Origin of the sequence: Pseudomonas viciae (genome assembly GCF_004786035.1) — a bacterium.
Lineage (GTDB): Bacteria > Pseudomonadota > Gammaproteobacteria > Pseudomonadales > Pseudomonadaceae > Aquipseudomonas > Aquipseudomonas viciae.
The window spans coordinates 2,945,867-2,965,665 of record NZ_CP035088.1 but is presented as its reverse complement, the minus strand read 5'-3'; the positions used below and the strand labels follow the sequence as shown (position 1 = coordinate 2,965,665).

The 19,799-nt window shown below is 59.8% G+C and carries 18 protein-coding genes; 14 read left to right on the top strand and 4 right to left on the bottom strand.

What is annotated here, in order from left to right; translation table 11 throughout:
* Positions 1–163 precede the first annotated feature (163 nt).
* The 9 genes from EPZ47_RS13530 to EPZ47_RS13485 all read left to right on the top strand — a co-directional run bounded on the left by EPZ47_RS13530 (position 164) and on the right by EPZ47_RS13485 (position 8,547).
* Positions 164–1,798: a methyl-accepting chemotaxis protein gene (locus EPZ47_RS13530; protein ID WP_135845235.1), complete on the top strand. Its 1,635-nt coding sequence runs from the start codon at positions 164–166 to the stop codon at positions 1,796–1,798.
* A gap of 265 nt (positions 1,799–2,063) precedes the next feature.
* Positions 2,064–2,627, top strand: coding sequence for a nicotinamide riboside transporter PnuC (pnuC, locus tag EPZ47_RS13520; protein WP_135845233.1), 564 nt, complete (start codon positions 2,064–2,066; stop codon positions 2,625–2,627).
* On the top strand, positions 2,624–3,148 hold the full coding sequence (locus EPZ47_RS13515) for an AAA family ATPase (RefSeq protein WP_135847985.1): 525 nt from the start codon (positions 2,624–2,626) through the stop codon (positions 3,146–3,148). Before pnuC ends, EPZ47_RS13515 begins: the two co-directional genes overlap by 4 nt.
* A 335-nt stretch (positions 3,149–3,483) precedes the next feature.
* Entirely contained in the window at positions 3,484–3,930 is a 447-nt protein-coding gene (locus EPZ47_RS13510) for a hypothetical protein (protein WP_135845232.1), read from the top strand.
* A 1-nt stretch (position 3,931) separates the two neighbouring features.
* Positions 3,932–4,510 (top strand): adhesin, encoded by a 579-nt coding sequence (locus EPZ47_RS13505; protein ID WP_135845231.1) that lies wholly within the window; start codon positions 3,932–3,934, stop codon positions 4,508–4,510.
* 63 nt (positions 4,511–4,573) lie between these two features.
* Entirely contained in the window at positions 4,574–5,557 is a 984-nt protein-coding gene (locus EPZ47_RS13500; RefSeq protein ID WP_135845230.1) for a heme utilization protein, read from the top strand.
* 174 nt (positions 5,558–5,731) lie between these two features.
* On the top strand, positions 5,732–6,412 hold the full coding sequence (locus EPZ47_RS13495; RefSeq protein WP_135845229.1) for a C39 family peptidase: 681 nt from the start codon (positions 5,732–5,734) through the stop codon (positions 6,410–6,412).
* Between the two features lie 61 nt (positions 6,413–6,473).
* Positions 6,474–7,220 carry a hypothetical protein gene (locus tag EPZ47_RS13490; RefSeq protein ID WP_135845228.1) on the top strand — a complete coding sequence of 249 codons (747 nt, stop codon included), beginning with the start codon at positions 6,474–6,476 and terminating at the stop codon, positions 7,218–7,220.
* A 46-nt stretch (positions 7,221–7,266) separates the two neighbouring features.
* Complete coding sequence (locus tag EPZ47_RS13485) at positions 7,267–8,547, top strand: transporter (protein WP_135845227.1); 1,281 nt, start codon at positions 7,267–7,269, stop codon at positions 8,545–8,547.
* A gap of 137 nt (positions 8,548–8,684) precedes the next feature.
* On the opposite strand, the gene EPZ47_RS13480 is transcribed toward EPZ47_RS13485, so the two are convergent.
* On the bottom strand, positions 8,685–10,010 hold the full coding sequence (locus EPZ47_RS13480) for a sigma-54 dependent transcriptional regulator (protein ID WP_135845226.1): 1,326 nt from the start codon (positions 10,008–10,010) through the stop codon (positions 8,685–8,687).
* A 339-nt stretch (positions 10,011–10,349) separates the two neighbouring features.
* Here EPZ47_RS13480 and EPZ47_RS13475 point away from each other — a divergent pair, with 339 nt between their 5' ends.
* From EPZ47_RS13475 to nhaB, 3 genes are all read left to right on the top strand, one after another.
* A complete protein-coding gene (locus tag EPZ47_RS13475) occupies positions 10,350–10,616 on the top strand; it encodes a hypothetical protein (protein ID WP_135845225.1) in 267 nt (88 codons plus the stop codon).
* Between the two features lie 187 nt (positions 10,617–10,803).
* Positions 10,804–12,093 carry an NHL repeat-containing protein gene (locus EPZ47_RS13470; RefSeq protein ID WP_135845224.1) on the top strand — a complete coding sequence of 430 codons (1,290 nt, stop codon included), beginning with the start codon at positions 10,804–10,806 and terminating at the stop codon, positions 12,091–12,093.
* Positions 12,094–12,188: 95 nt separating this feature from the next.
* A complete protein-coding gene (nhaB, locus tag EPZ47_RS13465; protein ID WP_135845223.1) occupies positions 12,189–13,691 on the top strand; it encodes a sodium/proton antiporter NhaB in 1,503 nt (500 codons plus the stop codon).
* 57 nt (positions 13,692–13,748) lie between these two features.
* Here the strand turns inward: nhaB and EPZ47_RS13460 are convergent, their stop codons facing one another.
* From EPZ47_RS13460 to gnd, 3 genes are read right to left on the bottom strand one after another with little or no spacing between them, the layout of a single operon-like run.
* Positions 13,749–14,570: an HAD family hydrolase gene (locus tag EPZ47_RS13460; protein ID WP_135845222.1), complete on the bottom strand. Its 822-nt coding sequence runs from the start codon at positions 14,568–14,570 to the stop codon at positions 13,749–13,751.
* The gene (gene zwf, locus EPZ47_RS13455; protein ID WP_135845221.1) at positions 14,567–16,087 is read right to left on the bottom strand and encodes a glucose-6-phosphate dehydrogenase; all 1,521 of its coding nucleotides are present in this window, start codon (positions 16,085–16,087) and stop codon (positions 14,567–14,569) included. The genes EPZ47_RS13460 and zwf overlap by 4 nt, the downstream gene beginning before the upstream one ends.
* The gene (gene gnd, locus EPZ47_RS13450; protein WP_135845220.1) at positions 16,084–17,064 is read right to left on the bottom strand and encodes a phosphogluconate dehydrogenase (NAD(+)-dependent, decarboxylating); all 981 of its coding nucleotides are present in this window, start codon (positions 17,062–17,064) and stop codon (positions 16,084–16,086) included. The genes zwf and gnd overlap by 4 nt, the downstream gene beginning before the upstream one ends.
* Before the next feature lie 273 nt (positions 17,065–17,337).
* On the opposite strand from gnd, the gene EPZ47_RS30220 reads away from it, so the two are divergent.
* Positions 17,338–17,511 (top strand): DUF6026 family protein, encoded by a 174-nt coding sequence (locus EPZ47_RS30220; RefSeq protein ID WP_178084252.1) that lies wholly within the window; start codon positions 17,338–17,340, stop codon positions 17,509–17,511.
* A 380-nt stretch (positions 17,512–17,891) separates the two neighbouring features.
* A complete protein-coding gene (locus EPZ47_RS13445) occupies positions 17,892–19,631 on the top strand; it encodes a phosphoethanolamine transferase CptA (RefSeq protein WP_135845219.1) in 1,740 nt (579 codons plus the stop codon).
* Positions 19,632–19,799: the final 168 nt, after the last annotated feature.

The window sequence follows — 19,799 nt, the reverse complement described above, 5'->3', positions numbered from 1 at the left end:
GAAAAAATCAGGACAGGCTCAGGTTTTGCGCTGCGGGGCCGAAATCCTATCAGACAAGCCCTGATAACGCTGCCGCGTTATGACCCAGGTCAATCACGCGTACCTGGCGGGCGCTAAAGTGCCGGCCGTCGTTATGACAAGAATAAAAACGGAGTGACAGCGTATGAATAGCTTGCGCAGTGTGTCGATCAGCCGACGCTTGTGGCTCATATTGGTCGTAGCCATCGTGATGTTATTCACGTTGGGCGCGTTCATGTTGAAACAGATCCACACCGACCTCTATCAGGCCAAGGTGCAGAAGACCCAGCATGTGGTGCAGACCGCCAGTGGCGTGCTGACCTACTACCATGGGTTGGAAACCGCCGGCACCCTGACCCGCGACGCTGCGCAAAAGCAGGCCCTGAGCGCCGTGCGCGGCCTGCGCTACAACGAAACTGACTATTTCTGGATCAACGACCTGACACCGGTCATGGTCATGCACCCGACCAACCCGAAACTTGAAGGCCAGAATCTCTCGGCGATCCGCGATCCGAACGGTTATGCGCTGTTCAACGAGATGGTCGCCATCGCCAAGGCCAAGGGCGCCGGCATGATCAACTACCTCTGGCCGAAACCGGGTGCCGAGGCGCCGGTGGCGAAGACTTCCTACGTCAAGCTGTTCGAGCCCTGGGGCTGGATCATCGGTTCGGGCGTGTACGTGGATGACGTGGAAGCCGAGTTCCAGTCCCAACTGATCAAAGCCTCGTTGATCGGCCTGGCAATCACGTTGCTCATGGGGCTGTTATTGACCCTGATCGTGCGCAGCATCGTCCGACCGCTGCAGGAAACGGTCAACGCCATGGCCAACATCGCCAGCGGCGAAAGCGACTTGACCCGCACCCTCGACACCCACGGCCAGGACGAAGTCACGCAACTGGCGCGGCACTTCAACGCCTTTACCGCCAAGCTGCGGCAAGTGGTGACCCAGTTGCAAGCCTCGGCCAGCGCGCTGGGGCAATCCTCCAACGAGTTGGGCAACGATGCCGCCCAGGCCCAGGAGCGCAGCCAGCAGCAGTCGCAACAAATGGAACTGGTGGCCACCGCGATCAACGAAGTGACCTATGGCGTGCAGGACGTGGCGAAGAACGCCGAGCACGCCGCCAGTGAGATGCGCGACGCCGAATCCCAGGCCCAGCAAGGCCAGGTCAATATCGATGGCAGCTTGCAGCAGATCGACCGCCTCTCCCAGACCATCGACCAGGCGGTGGAAGTGATTCGCACCCTGGCGAGCGAAAGCACCCAGATTGGCAGCGTGCTGGAAGTGATCCGTTCCATTGCCGAGCAGACCAACCTGTTGGCCCTCAACGCCGCCATCGAAGCCGCCCGCGCCGGTGAGCAAGGCCGTGGTTTTGCGGTGGTGGCCGATGAAGTACGGTTGCTGGCACAGCGTACGCAAAAGTCCACCGCTGAAATCCAGGCGATGATCGAACGTCTGCAAAACCATTCCGAGGCCGCGGTAAAAGTCATCAGCGACAGCAGCCGCGCCTCCCAACTGACCATCGAACAGGCCGGCCTGGCGGGTGCCAGCCTTAACGCTATCGGCCAGGCCCTGCGCAACCTCAACAGCCTGAACGCCTCCATCGCCAGTGCCACCCTGCAGCAGGCCCATGTCGTGGAAGACATCAACCAGAACGTCACCCAGGCGGCCGGACTGTCCCACAGCACGGCCGTGGCGGCCGAACAGTCGAGCCTGGCGAGCACGCGGCTCAAGGCACTGAGTGAACAATTGAACGGGTTGCTCACACAGTTCCGGGTCTAAGGATTGATGGACTCTTTGTGGGAGCGAGCTTGCTCGCGATGACGGCGGCACATTCAGCACTGATGCAAGCTGAGCCACCGCTATCGCGAGCAAGCTCGCTCCCACAGAGGGGGGTGTACTGAGCCCAGGTTTCGTCCTCACCGCAAATCCCTTGTGGAAGCGAGCCTGCTCGCAATAGCGTCGGCACAGCCAGCATTGATATTGGAGCTGCCCACGCCATAACGTTTACAATCCCCGCCCTCTCCCTCTTCCCCAAGGAATCGCCATGTCCGGGCTTGAACTGTTTGCCGCAGCCCTCGGCGTGATTGCTGTCTGGCTGACCGTCAAGCAGAACCCCTGGTGCTGGCCGATCGGCCTGGTCATGGTGTTGCTGTACAGCTGGATTTTCTTCGAGGTGAAGTTGTACTCGGACATGTTGCTGCAGGTGATCTACGCCGTGCTGCAACTCTATGGCTGGTGGCAATGGACCCGCGCCGGGCAGCATCATGATGGCCGGCAGGTGACGCGCCTGGGTGGGCCATCGGTGCTGCTCGGGTTGGCCATCGGTGCCGCAGGCAGCTTGATGCTGGGCGCCGCCATGGCGCATTGGACCGACGCCGCCCAGCCCTGGCTCGACGCGGCGCTCACCGGTTTCAGCCTCGTGGCCCAGTGGTGGATGGCGCAGAAGCGCGTGCAATGCTGGCCCCTGTGGATCGCCCTGGACGTCATCTTCGTTGGCCTGTTCGTCTACAAGGACCTGCACCTCACCGCCGCGCTCTACGCCCTGTTCACCCTGTTGGCGATCCAAGGCTGGCGGGAATGGCGCGCCGATCCGGCCCTGCGCGCATGAAGGTGGTGGTTCTGACCGGCCCGGAATCCAGCGGCAAGAGCTGGCTGGCGGCGCAGTTGCAGACGCATTTCGGCGGTTTGCGGGTGGATGAATACGTTCGCCATTTCATGGAACAGCACCTGCGCGATACCTGCCTGGGCGACATCACCGACATCGCCACCGGCCAATTGGCCTGGGAGGACATGGCTCGTGCCCGGCTGCCGAGGTTGCTGATCCTCGACACCCATCTGTTGAGCAATATCCTCTGGAGCCAGACCCTGTTCGATGACTGCCCAGCCTGGCTCGAGCCGGCCTTGCTCGCGCGCCATTACGACTTGCACCTGCTGTTGAGCCCCGAGCAGGTCGAATGGATCGGTGACGGCCTGCGCTGCCAGCCTGACCTGGCAGAGCGCCTGCGCTTCTTCGACGCGATCGAGCATTGGCTGGTCCGGCACCAGCAGCCTTTCCAAGTAATCGAAGGTGATTGGGTGCAACGTCGGGAGCGGGTGTTCGCAGCCGTTACCCGGCTGCTCGACGCCTGACCCCTGTGACGGGGGTGACAGCCACATTTGTTCCATGCCTGAAACACTTCCATGTGCGTCAACCCCTGCCCCAGGGCCCTTTCACACAATTGTCATCGTCACTGTCAGTTTCTTGAAACACCTCACTGCACTGCCTGGATCCAGAGCCAAGCGATAGCGCACGGCCATTAACGCCCATCAGGGCTGTCTCACGGATGAAACAGATCCGCTCTGCAGTCCATGCAAAAAAAACCTAACTCATTGAATTAACAGTCCTTCCAAAACCCGGCACAACACATGCTCCTCTTCTTCCCAACGCTGACTAGGGCCAGCCCACCGAAGAAGGAATCGATGCCGTGGGGACTTTCAAAAGAAGTTTGACCTGCCTGCTGGTGATCGGCTGCGCCGCCGGCGCGACACTCAGCCTACCGGTACAGGCCGAGGGCAACGGCGTCATTGTGCTCAACCGTGACGTGCAACCCGTGCACATTGGTCGCTACGGTGGCAAAGACCCCTACCCGACCACCGTCAACGCCAACCCATCCGACCGAATCAATCAGGCGATCACCAGCACTGAACTCAGTGATGGCGAGTTCGCCAGCGTTGCCAGCGGCTCTTCGATCCGCAACACCATCAACCCGAACACCGGCGTGCAGGGCCTGAATGTCGTCACCAATCCCAACGGCATGCCCGGCATGAGTGCCGGTCATGGTGGCGGCAGCGGAGGCGCGATCTCCGGCACCATCAACCGCTCGCTGAGTTCCGGACTGGCCCCATTGGGTCGGCTGGCGGGAGGCCAGTGACATGAAGCCTGTCTTGTTTCTGCTTACCCTGCTCGGCACCTCCATTGCGCTCGCCGATCCAGGCGTGGCGGTGGTCAGTAGCGCCACCCTGCAGGATTCCGGCAGCCAGTACACCGGCAACTTCAACGTCAACCAGGCGGCCGGCGACCAGACCCAGCAAACCAACACCCGGGCCATCGCCATTGGCACCCATGCCCAGGCCACCACCCGCGTACACCAACGCCTGGACACGCCAGCCAACCCGTCCATGAACGCAACCGCCCACATCGGCGGCAACTCATTCACCAACGGTAACGGGGTACTGGGCGTCAACCAGTCCGCCGGGGCCAACAACCAGATGGCCAATGTCATGCGAGTGGGCATCAGTGCCCATCCGCAGAGCATTGACGACAGCGCCCTTTCTCAACAGAACGTGGCGTTGCTACCGAACTCAGGAGCAACTGGCACCCCAACCGGCAGTCGCCAGGTCGCCACCAGCGACCAGGCATTCACCGGCAGCCGTGGGGTCATCCAGGTGAACCAGAGTGCCGGGGTGGGGAACCGCATGGCTAACACCCTGAGCATCCGGGTCGCTGACTGACCCGGATACAGCACCCATAAGAAAGTACTGACACTTAACCAACGACACGCAAGGAGAAACACCATGAAACCTACAATGGCACTCAAACCATTGGTTTTCGCTCTCGCCGCTGTCATGGCAATGGCCGCACAGGCCGGTGGAAACGGTAACGGCAACGGGCACGGCAATGGTCATGGCGACCATGGTCCCAAGGGCCCAACGTGGGAAGAACAACTTTCCATCAATGCCAGCGCGATGGCTACCGTGATCGATGAGCAGAGCAGCGACGGCAACGAAGTGCTCAACCAGGGCACCAAAAACACCGCCGAAGCCACCGACTCCCTCAATGGCAGCAACGGTAACATGGGGGCGAACATCGCCGCCGGCGACGGAAACCAACAAGATAACGCCGCAGCGCTGGCTACTGCCGACGAAAGCTTCATCTTCGGCTCGGCTGTCGCCGCCTCCAGTGCCACGCAAACCAACACCAACAACTATGTAAAAAACAACTCGACCCACAACAACGCCTCGCTCACCAATGCGGGCAACAACGGCTCCGGCAACATCGGCATCAACGTGACCGCCGGTAACTTCAACCAACAGAAAAACAACCTGGCCATCGCGGTATCGGGTGGCCGTGTCGCACAGGCCTCTGCCGAGGCCAATCAGTCCTCCACCGGCCTTGTGGTCGACAACAAAGGCGTGCGGACCTACAAAACCGACACCCTCACCAGCACCTACGCCGCTTCTGGCACCTTCAAGGCCAAAGGCACCGGCACCGTGGAAGATGACGACCATGGCGGATGGGGCAACAGAGGTGGCAACGGCGGCGGTCACGATGACGATAAGTTCAAGTTCTCCGCAGTGGGCACTTTCGAACTGTCCGGCACCAACACTCAGCAAGTGCTGACCCGCGACGGCTGGAAAAACCCTGTGATCAACAACGCCACCATGACCAACTCCATGAACGGCTTCTCCGGTAACGGCGGCGCCAACGTGTCGGCGGGCGTGGGCAACCAGCAAAGCAACTCGCTGTCCATCGCCGCTGGCTGCAGAGCCTGCATGTAAAAAGTACCACTGTGGGAGTAGTGGCTCTGTGGGAGCACCGTTTGCTCGCGATGAGGTCGTCACGTACGGCACCTCTGCTGGCTTTAAAATCGCTATCGCAAGCAAGCTTTGCTCCCACGGGCTCGCTCCCGCAGGGGGCTTTTTTTTCCAGGATTTCTACCAGGTGTATTGATCATGCGTGCCACTGCCCTTTCCCTGCTGCTTTGCATGGCGTGCGTGGCTGAAGCTGCGCAAATGCCGGTCGCCGCCCTGCCTGGCGGCATGCTGGTCTTCAAACAGGTGCAAAGCGTACGCGAGCGCAAGTTCAGCGACATCGTCGAGCAGAAAACCGATTTCAGCTGCGGTGCTGCCGCGCTGGCCACGGTGCTGCGCCAGGCCTATTGGCTTGACGTCGATGAAGAACACGTCATCAAGGGCATGCTGATTAATGCCGACCATGACCTGGTCCGCACCCAAGGGTTTTCCATGCTGGACATGAAACGTTACGTGGAAGCCATCGGCATGCGCGCCCGGGGCTACCGGATACCGCCCGAGAAGATCGAAGCGGTGACGATTCCGGTGGTGGTCCTGATGGAAATACGCGGCTACAAGCACTTCGTGGTGTTGCAGCGGGCCGATAAGCAATGGGTCTACATCGGCGACCCGGTGCTGGGGCACAAGCGCTACAGCCATGATGAGTTCGTCAAAGGCTGGAATGGCATCGTCTTTGCCATCGTCGGTCCGGGTTATGACAAGACCAATGCGTTGCGCAGCCCTCCGCAACCGCTGACGGCACGTAACAAGCTGGACGGTTTCAACCCGGTCAAGGATGCAGAACTGATGGATTTCGGCTTCATACAGAGCGACTTCTTTTAATCGCCGACAAACTGCCAACGCCAATAAGTACAAAAGGGGCAGGAAGCTCCGGGAGCAACACATGAAAACTTCACACTGGCTGTCGCTGGCCTGCCTGGCCGCGACCGCCTCGGGCTATGCCCATGCCGGATTCAAACCCATCGAAGTCAAGGACCAGGAGCTTGCCGAGCTACGCGGTCGTTATGTCATGCCCGGCCGCGTCATCAGCTTCGGCATCGTCATGAGCAGTACCTGGCGCAACGCCAGCGGCGATCTGATCGGCGCCAGCAGTTCCATGCAGATCCAGGCCGCCACCGTCAAACCGCAATTCTACGTCTCGACCATCCAGCAAACCGGCAACGGCAGCGCCCCGGAACAGGGCAGCGGCACGATCGCCGGTGGTGCCGGCCTGGGCAGCAGCCAGGGCGTAACCCAGAGTGTACGCGCCGCCGGCGATGGCAACAGCGCCTACAACAACGTCACCATCAACGTGAAGGAGAGCAGCCACGCGCCCGCACTGGCACCGTCCCAAGGGCAGTTGCTGACCAAGGGCCAGACCATCAGCGGCAGCAACGCCGCCGGCAGCGTCGCGGTCACTGCCACCGGCAGCGGTGTGCAAATGGCTATCCAGGCCAACCACAACCAGGGCAGCACCCTGCAACAAGTGGCCCAAGGCGGCTTGCTGCAGAACACCCGCCTGCTGGGCAACAGCAACCTGGTCAACAACATGACGCAGCTCAATGTGGTGCTGAACAATAATGGCCCCAGTGCCGGGGCTCTGGACTGCAACCTGACCCAACTACGCGGCCTTCGTAACCTCGGTTATTGAGCTACGCTGATCTGCGACCATTGGGCAAATAAGGACGGCATATTTCATGTATCGATCCGTATCGTTGCGCGCTGTCATGTGTTTAAGCACGTTGTTCCCGGCGACCGTGTTGCAAGCGGCACCGGACGCGGACATCGAGGCCCTGAAACAGGAACTTCTCGAGCTCAAGCAACGATACGAGGTCCAGCAAAAGGCCCTGGCGGTGCTCGAACAGCGGGTTCGCCAAGTGGAGGACCAACCCGCCGCCCCACCGCCCAAGCGCCTGGCCAAATCCCCGGCCGACATGAAAGGCAACCAGACCGCAGCTGGCAGCGGGGCCACGGCCGGCGGCAGCGGCTACGGGCAATCCCTGGCCGATGATTCGCAACCGGCCCAAAGTGTCTCCAACCTGTATGACGAAGCCAGTGGCTTCTTTGGCGGCGGTAAATTCAGCTTCGAAACCGGCGTGACCTATTCACGCTACGACACGCGGCAACTGATCCTCAACGGCTTCCTGGCCCTGGATTCGATTTTCCTGGGCAACATCAATCTGGACCGGATCAAGGCCGACACCTGGACGCTGGACCTCACCGGTCGCTATAACTTCGACAATCGCTGGCAGTTCGACCTCAACGTGCCAGTGGTCTATCGCGAGTCCACCTATCAGTCGGGGGGTGCGAGTGGAGGAGCAGGCAGCGTCACCAGCGAAGAAACCGTGACGCGCGATCCCACCATTGGCGACGTCAACTTCGGCGTCGCCTACAAGTTCATGGACGAATCGATCAACACCCCGGACGCAGTGGTTACCCTGCGCGTCAAGGCGCCAACGGGCAAGGATCCGTTCGGCATCAAGCTGCGCCAGTCCCCGGCCAACACCAACCTGTTCGTGCCTGAAGACCTGCCCACCGGCAACGGCGTCTGGTCGATCACCCCCGGGATCTCCCTGGTCAAGACCTTCGACCCGGCCGTGCTGTTCGGCACCCTGTCCTACACCCACAACCTGGAAGAGTCATTCGACGACATCAGTTCAACCGTCAACCAGAAGGTCCCGGGCAAGGTGCGGATCGGCGACAGCTTCCAGATCGGCGCCGGCATCGCCTTTGCCTTGAACGAGAAGATGAGCATGTCGTTCTCGGTTTCTGACCTCATACAAAAGAAAAGCAAGCTCAAGCAGGACGGCGGGGATTGGGAATCGGTGGTCTCCAGCGACGCCAACGCCGGCTACTTCAACATCGGCATGACCGTGGCGGCCAGCGACAACCTGACCATCGTGCCCAACCTGTCCATCGGGCTGACCGACGACGCGCCGGACTTCACCTTTAGCCTGAAGTTTCCGTATTACTTCTAGCGCAGAGAATTGCTTTAAGCGCATCCCTTGTGGGAGCGAGCTTGCTCGCGAAGGCATGGTGTCAGATTAATCAATCTCACTGACATACCGCCTTCGCGAGCAAGCCCGCTCCGACAAGGGGTTTTGTGTTGGAAGCTCTAACGGATTTGATGCTTGTGCAGCAACCGATAGAAAGTCGGCCGGGACACGCCCAGCACCCTGGCCGCCACGCTCAGGTTATCGCTGTGGCGGTTGAGCACATCGCTCAGTGCCTGGCGCTCGGCGCGGGTCTTGTAATCCTCCAGGGTGCCCATCGGTGCAACGACACCCTGATGGCTGGCCAGGCCAAGGTCGCGGGCCTCGATCTGCCGCCCCTCCGCCAGCACGAGCCCACGACGGACACGGTTGGCCAGCTCCCGCACATTGCCCGGCCAGTCATGCATGCCCATCGCCACCAGCGCATCTTCGCTGAAGCTACGGGGCCGGCGGCCGGTTTCCTGGCTATAGAAATGGGAAAAGTGACTGGCCAGCATCGCCAGGTCGCCATGGCGTTCACGCAACGGCGCCATCACCACCTGCAACACGTTCAAGCGGTAGTACAGATCCTCGCGAAAACGCTTGTGCTCAATGGCCGCCTCAAGGTCGACGTGGGTGGCCGCCAAGACCCGCACATCGACCGCAATCGGCTGGCTGCCGCCGACCCGTTCAATGTGTTTCTCCTGCAGAAAACGCAGCAGGTTGGCCTGCAATTCCAACGGCAAGTCACCAATTTCATCCAGGAACAGCGTGCCACCATGGGCCGCCTCGATCCGCCCGACCTTGCGTTGGTGAGCCCCCGTGAAGGCCCCCTTCTCATGGCCGAACAACTCGGACTGGATCAGGTGCTCCGGAATGGCGCCGCAGTTGATCGCGATGAAGGGTTTATTGCGGCGGTGAGACTGGCAATGCAACGTGCGTGCGACCAGTTCCTTGCCGGTGCCGCTCTCACCCCGAATCAACACCGGCGACTCGGCGGGCGCCAGTTTGCTCAACAACTTACGCAGCTCGCGTATGGGCTTGCTGTCGCCCAGTAGCTCATGTTCGGGCTGATCAATGTGAACCGAACCCTGCCCTCGCAGACGCGCCATGCCAAACGCCCGCCCCAGTGTCACCTGAACCCGGGAGACATCAAATGGCAAGGTATGGAAGTCGAAAAACCACTCACAGACAAAATCACCCACATTTTGTAAACGCAGCACTTCCTGGCTGAGCACAGCGATCCACTCGGTACCGCTGCGACTGATCAACTCCTTGACCGCTTCCGGGCGCTCCAGGTGAAAAGGCTGCAAGCGCAAAAGCCCGACATCGCAGGTGCGATCGCCAGCATGTTCGAGTGAACAGCTGGCGACGTCCCAGCCGATGCTGCGCAGACCTGGCAACAGGCGATGACAATCATCGCAAGGATCAACCACAAGTAGACGACGCGACGTGATGGCTTCGATCATGACTGATCCTTGGCGCCAAAATTAAGAAATATTAGTAAAAACAGTCGTTTGGCAAACCTGCATGTAACAGTAGCAAGAAGTTGACACGCCCTTGTATCAATTGATTATCGAAATCGCCACAAAGCGGTTATAAGCAAGCCTTCGTTAGTTGCCCACGTCTGAATCTTTCATGCAGCTTTCAAACAAAAGCCTAAAAGCCTTGTCTGAAAGAAAGTCGAAATTTATTTAAAGATTGTGTGACCTGCCCCCCTGTTGCGGACATCAGTACAAGTAACCCGCCGCACGGTACGCCCAACCGACGGCAGATCATTTGATTGGGCACACTTAAGAGAAAATGCCATGAACGCCCCGCTCCGTATCAACGAAGCTCTTTTGATTGCCGACCGCGCATTCCGTCCTTTCCAGTGCGTGGCCTGGGCTCCACAAGACGGTAACGGCGAACTGAGTCTGACCGTCATCGACCGCACCAATACTCATATTGGTCGCACTCAGATCCCAAGCAGCGCTTATACCGACCCAGCCCAACTGGCCAACCTGTTGAAACAGGCCCGTGCCGAATTGAGCGAGGAAGGTTACACACTGCAATCCTGGTCCATGCCTGAATAACACGTCGCTAAAGCCTATTATTGATTGCAGGCTAGGTACTGGGTCGTAAAGCCATTGTTATGGCACGAATCGCCCCTGTATCTGTAGAATCTGACAGTTGTGCGCTGTCACGTTCAGGGGTTGAATGTTGCCCTCATGCAGTCGTCGCGCCCCTTCCGGGCTGGTCGACGCGCAAGGAGAGGCATGCATGCTCGATCAATCCGCGTTTGCGCTTCCGACGGCTGCGGCTCACGCCGGGCAACTCGACCCAGGCTTTGCCACTACTGGCAAAGCCTGGGTTCATTTCACCGATAGTATTTCAAGCCTGACCACCGGGGTGACCATCGATCACGTCGGGCGGATCCTGGTTGCGGCCAGGATCGAGACCGCCCACGGCAGCCGGTTCGGACTGGCGCGGCTCAACCATGACGGTTCGACCGATCCAGGTTTCGGAACCCGCGGCTGCATCATCGGCTCTTTTGAACACGACTTCGAAGCGACCGCTGGCAAAGTGATTGAGTTGCCCGACGGACATATCCTGTTGTCAGGCCTGCACTACGAAAACGCCGACCGTACCCTTCCCGCCCTGGCGCTGTTCGATCAACAGGGCCGCCTCGTCCAACGCTTCGGCAACGCCGGACGGCAGGTCATCCGGCTCAGCGGCGATCTCTCCCAAGGCCTGCGCGATCCCTGGCTCCCACCCGGCGTTCCCGGCCTCGAAGCCTGCGACATGCAAGTGCAGGCCGATGGACGAATTCTCCTGCTGGCCAACCATCATTACCAATTGTCCGACCATGTCGGCGTGCTGATCCGGCTCCTGCCGGACGCCACACTGGATACCTCGTTCAACGGTCGCGGTTTTGTGATGGTCCGGCGCTTATTGAAAAACACCTGGCTGGGTTGCCTGGCGCTCCAGGCCGACGGCAACATTGTGGTTGGCGGCGCCATCGACTTGCCCCAGCAAGGCTTGTTAGCTCGCTATGACCCCAGCGGCAAACTGGATGATAGCTTCGGCGACGGCGGCTTCATGTCCATCATGGCCCAGGATCACAGCGTGATGGTCAGCCAGATCGTTCAACATGAAAACGGTGATTTGCAGGCATTCGGCAGCAGCCGCGATCCGATGCATAGCCTGTCCCTTAAAGTGCGCCCGGATGGCAAGCCAGACCGCCACTGCAACCAGGGCCAATGTCGACTTCTGAAAATTGGGCGCAATCCCAGCCAGTGGACTGCCGCCGAGGTTCAACCGGACGGAAAACTGGTGACCGTCGGCGCCACTATCGGCGGAATCGATGCCGATTTCGTGCTCGCCCGGCATTTGCCGGATGCCAGCCTCGATCCGGATTTCGGCCAGGGCAAAGGCTGGGTCCGTACGCGACTGGGCTACAGCCTGGACACCGCCACCTGCGTCGCAGTGCAGGCTGACGGAAAAATCCTGGTGGGGGGATATTCGCTTCACGGCATTTATCGAGCGGTGGTGGCGCGGTATTGGGCCTGAGCCGGACGGTCCCGGATGAGTTATATCAATTCCTACGCTTGATATTCCGCATTTCTTACGGCAAGTTGCGCGCTTCTAATTAAAAGGAGCAGCCGATGTCCGGTTCAATGGCTCAAGCGTTCGCGCACAACTTTCTTGGGCACTCACCGCGTTGGTACAAGGCGTGCATTATCACCTTCCTGATACTCAATGCCGTGGTGCTGTGGACCCTTGGCCCGGTCATTGCCGGCTGGATGTTGGTAGTCGAGTTCATTTTTACCCTCGCCATGGCTCTTAAATGCTATCCGCTGATGCCCGGCGGGCTGTTAGTCATTCAAGCGGTGGCACTGGGCATGACCACGCCCAAAGCGCTTTACGATGAGTTGGTGCACAATTTTCCGGTGCTTTTGCTGTTGATGTTTATGGTGGCCGGGATTTACTTCATGAAGGACTTGCTGCTGTTTTTATTCTCACGCCTGTTGCTGGGCGTGCGGTCAAAGGCAATGTTGTCCTTGATGTTCTGCTTTCTCTCGGCATTCCTGTCGGCGTTCCTTGATGCACTGACTGTCACGGCGGTGATCATCAGCGCCGCCGTTGGCTTTTATGCTGTGTATCACCGCGTGGCCTCAGGCAACGACCCCCGTCAGGACAGCAACATTGATGAGGACCACGACCTGCCGTCATTGCACCATCAAGACCTTGAGCAATTCCGTGCATTCCTGCGCAGCCTGTTGATGCATGGTGCCGTGGGCACGGCCCTGGGCGGCGTGTGTACGCTGGTGGGCGAGCCGCAGAACCTGCTGATCGGCCATGAGATGGGCTGGCATTTTGTAGAGTTCTTTCTGAAAGTCGCACCCGTTTCGCTGCCAGTGCTGTTCGCCGGCCTGGTGACCTGTGTGGCATTGGAGAAGCTGCGCTGGTTCAACTACGGCGTCCTGCTCCCCGATAACGTACGCTCGGTGCTGGCGAATTTTGCTGAACAGGACAATCAGCAGCGCACCCCCCGTCAGCGAGCGGCCCTGATAGTACAAGGCATCGCGGCGCTGATTCTGATCGCCGGCCTGGCTTTGCATATTGCCGAAGTCGGCTTGATAGGGTTGATGGTGATTGTGCTGATCACCGCGTTTACCGGAATTACCGATGAACACCGTGTCGGCAATGCCTTCAAGGAAGCGATGCCATTCACCGCATTGCTGGTGGTGTTCTTTGCCGTGGTCGCGGTTATTCATGACCAGCATTTGTTCACGCCGCTGATTCAATGGGTGCTCGCCCTGCCCGCCGATCAACAGCCGGGCATGCTGTTCATTGCCAACGGCCTGCTGTCGGCCATCAGCGACAACGTGTTCGTGGCGACCATCTACATTACCGAAGTGAAGCAGGCCTTCGTCTCCGGCCACATGAGCCGTGAGCAGTTCGAGACCCTGGCAGTGGCCATCAATACCGGCACCAACCTGCCCAGCGTCGCCACACCCAACGGGCAGGCCGCTTTCCTGTTCCTGCTGACCTCGGCGATTGCACCGCTGATTCGCCTGTCCTATGGCCGGATGGTCTGGATGGCCTTGCCCTACACCGTGGTGATGGGTGGCTTGGGCTGGTATGCAGTGACTTATTGGTTGTAAACCACACGCCTGTGGGAGCGAGCAAGCTTGCTCCCACAGGAGCCCTTAAAAAGGTCGCTATCGAGGCAGGATGTACCGCTCGATCGCCAGTGCCGCGCCGTCGTCGACAACGGCGGCGGTAATGACATCGGCCTGACGCTTGATCGTCTCCTCCGCCTGCCCCATGGCGATCGACAAACCCGCACGATGAAACATCGCCGGGTCGTTGCCACCATCCCCCATCGCAGCGGTCTGCTCCAACGGCACGTCCAGAAACGCCGCCAGGGTTGCCAGCGCTTCGCCCTTGTTGGCTTTCATCGCCGTGACGTCCAGATAGATCGGTTGCGAACGCGACACCTGGGCCTGGCCCTTGAGCAGCGGATGCAGCCGGCCTTCCAGCTCAACCAACAGCTCCGTATTGGCGCTGGTGGCGACGATCTTGTCGATACGTTCCAGGTAGGGTTCGAAGCTGTCGACCTGTACCGGCGGATAACCCAGACCGCGGGTTTCCACCGGCACCATCGGCCCGTTGGCGTCACGCACCAGCCAGTCGCCATCGGCAAATACCCAGACCTCGATGCCGGGCTGATCGGCGTACAGCGCCAGGGTGGTCAGGGCCGCCTCAGGTGGCAGGTAATGCACGGCGAGGAAACTGCCGTCCGGATGAACCAGGGTGCCGCCATTGAACGCAGCGGTGGGCAGGTCGACGCCAAGGGCCTCGATCTGTTGCAACATCGCCCGGGGCGGCCGCCCAGTGGCGAGACTGAACAGCACACCGGCCTCGCGCAAGGCGCGAACGGCTTCGATGGTACGTTGGTTGAGACTATGGTCGGGCAGCAGCAATGTGCCGTCCATGTCACTGAGCAAAAAGCGGATGGGTTGTTTCACCTGATCACTCATCCGAGGCTGTGCCAGACGCGACCGTCGCGTGTCAGCAGATCATCGGCGGCCGAAGGCCCGTCTTCACCGGCCTTGTAAGGCTGGATCGTTTCGTCCTGCTTCCAGGCGTCAAGGAACGGCTGCACCGCACGCCAACCGTTCTCAATGTTGTCGGCACGCTGGAACAGCGTCTGATCACCCGTCAGGCAATCGTAGATCAGGGTTTCATAACCGGTGGATGGCTGCATTTCGAAAAAATCCTTGTAGGCGAAGCCCAATTCAATGTTCGCCATGTCGAGTGCCGGCCCCGGCCGTTTGGCCAGCAGGTCGAACCACATGCCTTCATTGGGCTGAATCTGGATTCTCAGGTACGTAGGTTGCAGTTCGTCGACTTCGGTATCACGGAACTGCGCGTAAGGCGCCGGCTTGAAGCAGATGACGATTTCCGTGTCCCGCACGCTCATGCGCTTGCCGGTGCGCAGGTAGAACGGCACGCCCACCCAGCGCCAGTTATCGATCATGACCTTGAGGGCGACATAGGTTTCGGTGCTGCTGTCGACAGCCACGTTGGCTTCCTGGCGATAGCCGTTGACCGGCTTGCCCGCGACCTCACCGGCACTGTACTGACCGCGTATCGAGTTGGCGCGGGCCTGTTCCACCGACCAGGGTCGGATCGCCCCCACCACCTTGGCCTTTTCCCCACGTACCGCGTCTGCGCCAAATGCCGCCGGCGGCTCCATCGCCACCATGGCGAGCAGTTGAAACAGATGGTTGGGCACCATGTCCCGCAGGGCGCCGGTGTGTTCATAAAAACTGCCACGGGTCTCCACGCCGACGGTCTCGGCGGCGGTGATTTGTACGTGGTCGATGTAGTGGTTGTTCCAGAACGCCTCGAACAAGCTGTTGGAGAAACGGCTGACCAGAATGTTCTGCACCGTTTCCTTGCCCAGGTAATGGTCGATCCGATAGATCTGCTTCTCGCCCATGACCTTGAGCAGGCAGGCATTCAGTGCCTCGGCGGTTTGCAGGTCGGAGCCGAACGGCTTTTCGATCACCACGCGGCGGAAAGCATCCTCCTGCTCCTGAAGCAACCCGGCCGCACCAAGGCGGCTGACCACTTCACTGAAAAAGCGCGGCGCGGTCGCCAGGTAGAAAACCGCATTGCCGGTGCCGCTGGCGGCGATTTTCGCCGCCAGCGCCTGGTAGGTGCTGTCATCGAGAAAATCACCCTGAACGTAACTGATGCCCCTGGCCAACTTGGCCCACAGTTGCGGGTCGAGCGCCCGGTCGGGGTCGCCGCCCTTGTTCGCCGCCTCGCTACGGATGAAGTTCTCGAGTTTCTTGGCGAAGTCCACATCGCTGATGGCGTTGTGGTCGACGCCAATGATCCGCAGCCCATCGCCCAGCAGACCGTCACGACCGAGATGGTAAAGCGCCGGCATCAGCAGGCGCTTGACCAGGTCACCATGGGCACCGAACAGAAACAACGTGGTCGGCGGCGCGGGTTCTGCCTTGGATTTGCTGCCGATCGAGGTCATTTTTTCGGTGTCTCCACGTGACCGCCAAAGCCGAAGCGCATGGCCGAGAGCATCTTGTCGCCGTACGTGCTTTGCTGACGGGAACGGAAACGGGCAAACAGCGAGCTGGACAGCACCGGGACCGGCACCGCTTGTTCGATGGCCGCCTCGATGGTCCAGCGCCCTTCCCCGCTGTCAGCGACTTCGCCGGAAAACCCGTCGAGTTGCGGATCATTGGCCAACGCGTCGGCGGTCAAGTCCAGCAACCAGGACGAAACCACGCTGCCACGCCGCCAGACCTCGGCAATATCGGCCACGTTCAGGTCGAAACGCTGTTCCGCTGGCAGGCTTTCGCTGGATTTGGTCTTGAGAATGTCAAAACCCTCGGCGAAGGCCTGCATCATTCCGTATTCGATGCCATTGTGGATCATCTTCACGAAATGCCCGGAACCCGCTGGGCCCGTGTGGATGTAGCCGCGTTCGGCGCGGTCATCGTCAGACTTGCGGTCACGGGTGCGCGGGATATCGCCCATGCCTGGGGCCAGGCTATCGAACAGCGGATCCAGGCGCCTCACCACATCGGCGTCACCGCCAATCATCATGCAGTAACCGCGCTCCAGGCCCCAGACGCCACCGGAGGTGCCGACGTCGATGTAGTTCAAGCCCTTCTCCGACAGGGTTTGGGCGCGACGGACGTCGTCCTTGTAGTACGTGTTACCGCCGTCAATGATCACATCGCCCGCCTCTAGCAGTTCGCTGAGGACGTTGATGGTGTCTTCGGTGGGTGCGCCGGCCGGTAGCATGACCCAGACTGCCCGTGGTTTTTCCAGGCCGGCGACCAGTGCCGGCAGGTCCGCGACGCCCATCGCGCCCTCCTGGCGCAGGTTTTCGACAAAAGCGGCATTGCGGTCGTAGACGACAGTGGTGTGCCCATTGAGCATCAGGCGCCGCGCAATATTGCCGCCCATGCGGCCCAGTCCAATAATCCCGAGTTGCATGTGCTGATGCTCCCTACTACAAATAAAGGTGTGTCAAAGATGAAACGCTATCGACTAGTGGAGGTTAGTCCAGAGCATTGCTGCATAGTTTCCGGGTAATTCGAGCGATCACAAGGGATAACGCTCCAGATCCGGCCGAAGACACAGCGACCATGAAAAATAAAAAAGTTCCAATCACAAGCAAAAGAAATCAGAATCGGCGCCGATAGTAGAGGTGTCGACCAAAAGCTGGCGGCATCTCTATAGTTGATGTAGCCATTTGCGAGGTGAGCAATGGGCCCTGTCGTTACCACACGTCCTCCCCAAACCCTTTACGTGACCATTCGTCGCGACGAATTGCGCCTACTCAAAGAAGAGCGTGATCTGCTGCTCGATGAAGTGATGCAGTTGCGCATGCAGTTGCAGCACTCCCAGCTACCCCACCAAAGCCAGTCTGTGGCTCGGTAAGCGTCCCAGAGGCACAGCGCCAGCGCGTGACACTGGCCAGGCCAGTGTCACTTCCATGTAAGCCTGCCATGTGCACGTGTGGCGAGGGGATTTATCCCCGCTGGACCGCGTAGCGGTCCCGAACCTGCGTGCGCGGCCTGCCGGGCTGGCCAAGTACCTACCCTAGTAGGGTTGCTGCGCAACTCAACGGGGATAAATCCCCTCGCCACAGATAAATCCCTCTGGTGCATTCGCGCCCGCGCCAGCATTTTGTATCCAAAAAAATCACAAACTTTTCACACCCTTACCGCGATACTCCCGGCCTTTTAGGGTTGCTCGGCGTATGCCTACGGTCACCAATCCGGTGCCGACGGCTTCGTCGATAACGGCTGGAGCGCTTGATGAGCTTGTTCAAACGCAGCAAAACGACTGCGAAAGGTTTCGACTGGGCCGGATTCGGCTGGCTTTTTCTGTTCTTCTGGTATTTCTCGGGCATCACCCAACTGCTCATTCTGCTGAGCGACACTTCCGGTTTCACCGGGTTTCGCCAAGCGTTCGTGATGAGTGCGCTGTGGTTGGCGCCTATGCTGCTCTTCCCCGCCCGCACGCGCGTGCTCGCCGCCTTGATCGGCGTGGTGCTGTGGGCTTGCTCCATGGCCAGCCTGGGTTATTTCTTCATTTACCAACAGGAGTTTTCCCAGAGCGTCATCTTCATCATGTTCGAATCGAACGTGTCTGAAGCCGGCGAGTACATGACCCAGTATTTTGCCTGGTGGATGGTCGCGGCCTTCCTGGCCCACACCGCCGTCGGTTACTGGCTCTGGACCCGTCTGCGCCCTGTGTACTTGCCTCGGGGCCAAGCCTGGGTGGCGGCGGCCGTGATCGTCGTGGCCGTGGTCGGTTATCCACTGGTCAAGCAGACCTTGCGAGCCGGCAACTTCGCCAAGGGCCTGGAGAAACTCGAAGATCGCATCGAGCCCGCCGTGCCGTGGCAGATGCTGGTGGCCTATCGTCGCTACGGCGAACAGCTGGAAAACATGCAAGGCATGCTGCACAGCGCCAGCAAGATCAAGCCCCTGAGTAACCTCAAGGACACCGTGACCAACCAGCCGGCAACGCTGGTGCTGGTCATCGGCGAATCGACCAACCGCCAGCGCATGAGCCTCTATGGCTACCCACGGGAAACCACGCCGGAGCTGGACAAGCTCAAGGACCAGCTTTCGGTTTTCGACAACGTCATCACCCCACGCCCCTACACCATCGAAGCACTGCAGCAGGTGCTGACGTTCGCTGACGAGGAGAACCCGGACCTGTACCTGAGCACGCCATCGCTGGTAAGCATGATGAAGCAGGCCGGCTACAAGACCTTCTGGATCACTAACCAGCAGACCATGACCAAGCGCAACACCATGCTCACGACCTTCTCCCAACAGGCCGATGAGCAGGTATACCTGAACAACAACCGCAACCAGAACGCCGCGCAGTACGATGGCGACGTGATCGAGCCCTTCAACAAGGCCTTGACCGATAGCGCACCGCGCAAGCTGATCGTGGTGCATCTGCTCGGCACCCACATGAGCTATCAGTACCGCTATCCGCCGACCTTCAACAAATTCACCGACCGCCAAGGCGTGCCCGCCGGCGTAAGTGACGATCAGGTCCCGACCTACAACAGTTACGATAACGCAGTGCTGTACAACGATTTTGTGGTATCCAGCCTGATCAAGGACTACGCCAAGACCGACCCCAACGGCTTCCTGCTGTACCTGTCGGACCATGGTGAAGACGTGTTCGATTCGCAGGGCCATAACACCCTGGGCCGCAACGAAGCCAAACCGACCGCGCCGATGTACACCATTCCGTTCATGGCCTGGGCATCGCCCAAGTGGCGCGAAAGCCATGACTGGAGCTTTGCCGGCGACCTGTCCCGGCCCTACAGCAGCTCTCACCTGATTCACACCTGGGCAGACATGGCCGGCTTGAGCTTCGATGAACTGGACCGCAGCAAGAGCCTGGTCAGCGATGACTTCAAGGCCCGGCCGCTGTTGATCGGCAATCCTTACGAAAGTCAGCATAAAGGGCTGATCGACTTCAGCTTGATGAAGCCCAAGGCGCCGCGGGCTGAGGTTGTGCAGAAATAACCGGAACCTGCGAGGCCTGCTTTTACAGGCTGTGTTGTTTACTTAAGGAAAACGGCGCTTCTCACATTGGGGAAGCGCCGTTTTTTTGAGGAAGGTTTTTGCGTCGTGTCCAGATGCTGAGAACACCCGCAGCCCCATGTGGGGGCGAGCCTGCTCGCGATGGCGGTG

Excerpts from the sequence above, each read along its gene's own strand:
- EPZ47_RS13505 (WP_135845231.1), top strand. The coding sequence starts at position 3,932 with ATGAAGCCTGTCTTGTTTCTGCTTACCCTGCTCGGCACCTCCATTGCG.
- EPZ47_RS13485 (WP_135845227.1), top strand. The coding sequence starts at position 7,267 with ATGTATCGATCCGTATCGTTGCGCGCTGTCATGTGTTTAAGCACGTTG.
- EPZ47_RS13500 (WP_135845230.1), top strand. The coding sequence starts at position 4,574 with ATGAAACCTACAATGGCACTCAAACCATTGGTTTTCGCTCTCGCCGCT.
- EPZ47_RS13480 (WP_135845226.1), bottom strand. The coding sequence starts at position 10,010 with ATGATCGAAGCCATCACGTCGCGTCGTCTACTTGTGGTTGATCCTTGC.
- nhaB (WP_135845223.1), top strand. The coding sequence starts at position 12,189 with ATGTCCGGTTCAATGGCTCAAGCGTTCGCGCACAACTTTCTTGGGCAC.
- EPZ47_RS13530 (WP_135845235.1), top strand. The coding sequence starts at position 164 with ATGAATAGCTTGCGCAGTGTGTCGATCAGCCGACGCTTGTGGCTCATA.
- zwf (WP_135845221.1), bottom strand. The coding sequence starts at position 16,087 with ATGACCTCGATCGGCAGCAAATCCAAGGCAGAACCCGCGCCGCCGACC.
- pnuC (WP_135845233.1), top strand. The coding sequence starts at position 2,064 with ATGTCCGGGCTTGAACTGTTTGCCGCAGCCCTCGGCGTGATTGCTGTC.
- EPZ47_RS13460 (WP_135845222.1), bottom strand. The coding sequence starts at position 14,570 with ATGAGTGATCAGGTGAAACAACCCATCCGCTTTTTGCTCAGTGACATG.
- gnd (WP_135845220.1), bottom strand. The coding sequence starts at position 17,064 with ATGCAACTCGGGATTATTGGACTGGGCCGCATGGGCGGCAATATTGCG.
- EPZ47_RS13515 (WP_135847985.1), top strand. The coding sequence starts at position 2,624 with ATGAAGGTGGTGGTTCTGACCGGCCCGGAATCCAGCGGCAAGAGCTGG.
- EPZ47_RS13495 (WP_135845229.1), top strand. The coding sequence starts at position 5,732 with ATGCGTGCCACTGCCCTTTCCCTGCTGCTTTGCATGGCGTGCGTGGCT.
- EPZ47_RS13445 (WP_135845219.1), top strand. The coding sequence starts at position 17,892 with ATGAGCTTGTTCAAACGCAGCAAAACGACTGCGAAAGGTTTCGACTGG.
- EPZ47_RS13475 (WP_135845225.1), top strand. The coding sequence starts at position 10,350 with ATGAACGCCCCGCTCCGTATCAACGAAGCTCTTTTGATTGCCGACCGC.
- EPZ47_RS30220 (WP_178084252.1), top strand. The coding sequence starts at position 17,338 with ATGGGCCCTGTCGTTACCACACGTCCTCCCCAAACCCTTTACGTGACC.
- EPZ47_RS13490 (WP_135845228.1), top strand. The coding sequence starts at position 6,474 with ATGAAAACTTCACACTGGCTGTCGCTGGCCTGCCTGGCCGCGACCGCC.
- EPZ47_RS13470 (WP_135845224.1), top strand. The coding sequence starts at position 10,804 with ATGCTCGATCAATCCGCGTTTGCGCTTCCGACGGCTGCGGCTCACGCC.